This is a genomic window from Teichococcus aestuarii, assembly GCF_042651065.1.
Taxonomy (GTDB): Bacteria; Pseudomonadota; Alphaproteobacteria; order Acetobacterales; family Acetobacteraceae; genus Pseudoroseomonas; species Pseudoroseomonas aestuarii.
The window spans coordinates 1-2924 of sequence record NZ_JBHSCH010000131.1 but is presented as its reverse complement, the minus strand read 5'-3'; the positions used below and the strand labels follow the sequence as shown (position 1 = coordinate 2924).

Annotated in this window: 1 protein-coding gene and 2 pseudogenes; all 3 read right to left on the bottom strand. The window is 66.0% G+C overall.

Annotated features, from left to right (window positions below; genetic code table 11):
- Positions 1-101: 101 nt before the first annotated feature.
- Positions 102-740 (bottom strand): annotated as a pseudogene (locus ACFOY6_RS23825) (IS5 family transposase); the annotation flags it as partial.
- A 599-nt stretch (positions 741-1339) separates the two neighbouring features.
- Positions 1340-2209 (bottom strand): ABC transporter substrate-binding protein, encoded by an 870-nt coding sequence (locus ACFOY6_RS23820; RefSeq protein ID WP_379652427.1) that lies wholly within the window; start codon positions 2207-2209, stop codon positions 1340-1342.
- 521 nt (positions 2210-2730) lie between these two features.
- Positions 2731-2924, bottom strand: a pseudogene (locus ACFOY6_RS23815) (hypothetical protein); the annotation flags it as partial.

Genomic DNA, 2924 nt, shown 5'->3' with positions numbered 1-2924 from the left:
TACAGGTCTCGACAACCCACACCCTACCGAGAACCATTGCGGTGGCCGCCTCCTCAAAAGCGGTCACCTCCTACACCACCACCCGGGACACGACCCTCGTAACGGATGGCCGAGCGGATGCCGCGGCGCGCGATCCGGTGTTTGATCCCGCGCCGAAAGCAGGCGCGGCGGCAGCGGCGATGATCATAGGGCTTGTCAGCGTGCAGCTTGTCCGGCCTGCGATGAGGCCTGCCCGGCTTGCCTGGGATGGTGGAACGGGGTCGAGCAGGTCGTCAAAGGGCCTGCTTGCGTGTTGGCGCCGCTCAGCAGGAAGGCCAGCGGGATGCCGCGCCGGTCGGTGAGGAGGTGGCGCCTGGTGCCTGCCTTGCCGCGGCCCGTCGGGTTCGGCCCGGTTCCGGCGCCCCCCTCTTGGCTGCAATGGACGCGCTGTTCACGCAGGCACGGCTCCAGTCGACCCGGTCCGCCTGGTGCAAGCGGCGCAGCAGCTCCCGGTGCAGCCGGTCCCACACGCCAGCCTCCTGCCAGTCCCGCAGCCGCCGCCAGCAGGTGACGCCGGATCCACAGCCCATCTCCCGCGGCAGCATCTCCCAGGGGATGCCGGAGCACAGCACGAAGAGGATGCCGCTCAGGGCAGCACGGGGCGGTACGACCGGCCGTCCGCCCTGCGGCCTGGGCCGCTCGGGTAGCAGCAGCGGCTCAATCACCGGCCAGACTTCATCCGAGATCAGGGGCTTCGCCATGCCCTTCAGATCGGCGCAGCCCTACCGCTTTTCCGTTTTGAAAGGCGCTGTAAGGCAGGGATAACGGGTGCAAGCGCTTTTAGCGGCCACTCACGAAGAGCCAATGAGTTTGTGGCCCGCTGATAGCCACCCTCGTACTGGGCTGCAAAGAACATAAGGCTGGCACCAAGCATGCTCCAGAATCCAACCAAACTGAGATGAGGACCCTTCCGGCAGAAAAAATAACGGCCAACAATAATCATCCTCCTGCGGGGCCATACACTTAGCGTCACAGCTCAAAATTCTGCGTATTTCAGCGCGGGAAGTATCGTGAATCAGTTTTTGTTCTGTAACAATAAATATATTATCGGTAGATTGGAAATAAAATTTTGCGGAAACAATAGATTAATTATTATCGAGCGGCAGATTATGCAGGAATTGACATTGTCGGCGCGCCCGACGGGTGTTCACCAGGTCATCTCTTGAGGTGAAGCAGTCTCAGGAAAATCAGGGCTCATGGGACCACCACAAGCTGGCGGGTACGGTGTCGGCAGAGGAGGCCTCTCCGCTGAGCCAGGGCGGCCGCATATTGGTGCGGAGTTGAAGCGGACCGCCCGGCCTTACGGCGCAAGGCCGGATCTTACGGCGGAGGCGACTGGCGTGGCCGGATCGCCGTCCAGCGCCGCCACGATCTCTGCTTCCAGCGCGGCAAGGGCATAGGGCATTGAGAGGATGCTGCCGAAGGACAAGGCGCCGGCCACCATGCGGCTGGCCAGGATCTCGCGCCCTTCCCTGTGGGCGCTTAGGAAGCGTCGCATCGGAATGTTGGTGATGGCCGCGCTCGACTCGCTCGTCATCCAGATCAGCAGATCCACTTCCAGGGGCGAGAGATCCTCCGGCGAGAGGACTCCGTAGAAGCCGCGCCGCAGAGCCTGGTCCGGCAGCGGCGGCACCACGAAGCCCAGCTCCGCCAGGAAGGCGCCGCGCGTGTCCTCGCGGGCATATGCACCGACCTCGCCGCCAAAGGCATAGGCGATCCGCGCCGTACGGCCCTCCCAGCCGGGATGGCGGGCCCGGGCTGCGTCGATCAACCCCTGCGCCTGCCCGATCCGTTCCTCCGCCAGCTCCTGCCGGCCAAGCGCCAGCCCCAGGCTGCGGGTCAGCACTGCCCAGGGCGTGGAGACCGCCTGCCCCGGCGCATGCATCAGCACGGGCGCGATGCGCGACAGGAGCGCGTACTGCGCCGGTGTGATTCCCGAGCCGATGCCCACGATCAGGTCCGGCGCCAGCGCGGCCACCTGCTCGACTGAGATTTCGGTGGGCAGTTCGACAGGCAGGGAGCCGGAGAGGAAGGGTTGGGCCCAGGGCCAGATGGAGGCTGGCTGGTCGCCATACCATCGGCGCACCGCCACGGGCTGCACGCCGAGGGCCAGCAATGTGTCCTGCGTCTGGAAGCCGAGCGAGACGACCCGCCGGGGCGGCTCCGGCAAAAGGATTTCGCCGAAGGCATGCGTGATGCGGAGGGGACCTTGGGCCAGCACCGGCGGCACGGCGAGCCCAGGCAGTATTCCCAGAGCCGCCCCCCGCCCCGCCCGCAGCAGGGCGCGCCTCGTCAAGCTGCGGCCGGCGCCGGCGCCGGAGCAGGAGCCAGGGCAAGAGGGGTGCAGGTCTTGTGCGTCTTGTGCGGTCATGGCTTGCCTCAGAGCAGCGTGGCGGCCAGGCTGGCGAGCACCAGGGCCGGGCAGGCCCCCAGCGCCAGCCGGAGCGCGTAGCAGAGCAGCAGGACGAGGGCCATGCCTGTAGATATGAGCGGGCCTAGCCAGAGCATTAGAGCTATTGGGCCAGCCCTGCCCGGCCGCCAGCCAGCGAGCCAGTGCGAAGGCCCAGAGGATGGCGTCGGTCTCAGATGGCGAAGCTCGTCATGGTGACGGCCAACACGGCTTCCACGCGAGGCATGGGAAGGCTCAGCGGAAGGGTGGCGTTGGCCGGCGCGTCGATTGCCTAGAGGCTGTCATGGACCTGCGGCCAGTTGCGCGGCTTGCTTGAGGATGATGCAGGCGAAGGCGACGAGGTGGAGATCGGCAAGAGTGGTGGCATAGCGCTCGTAGTCGGGACTGTCAGGAATTTCGTGTAGGGCGGAGCGGTTGAACACGCTCAGGCCATGGCGCGGGTGAAACGCTCGCCGAACAGCACGGCGAACTGGGC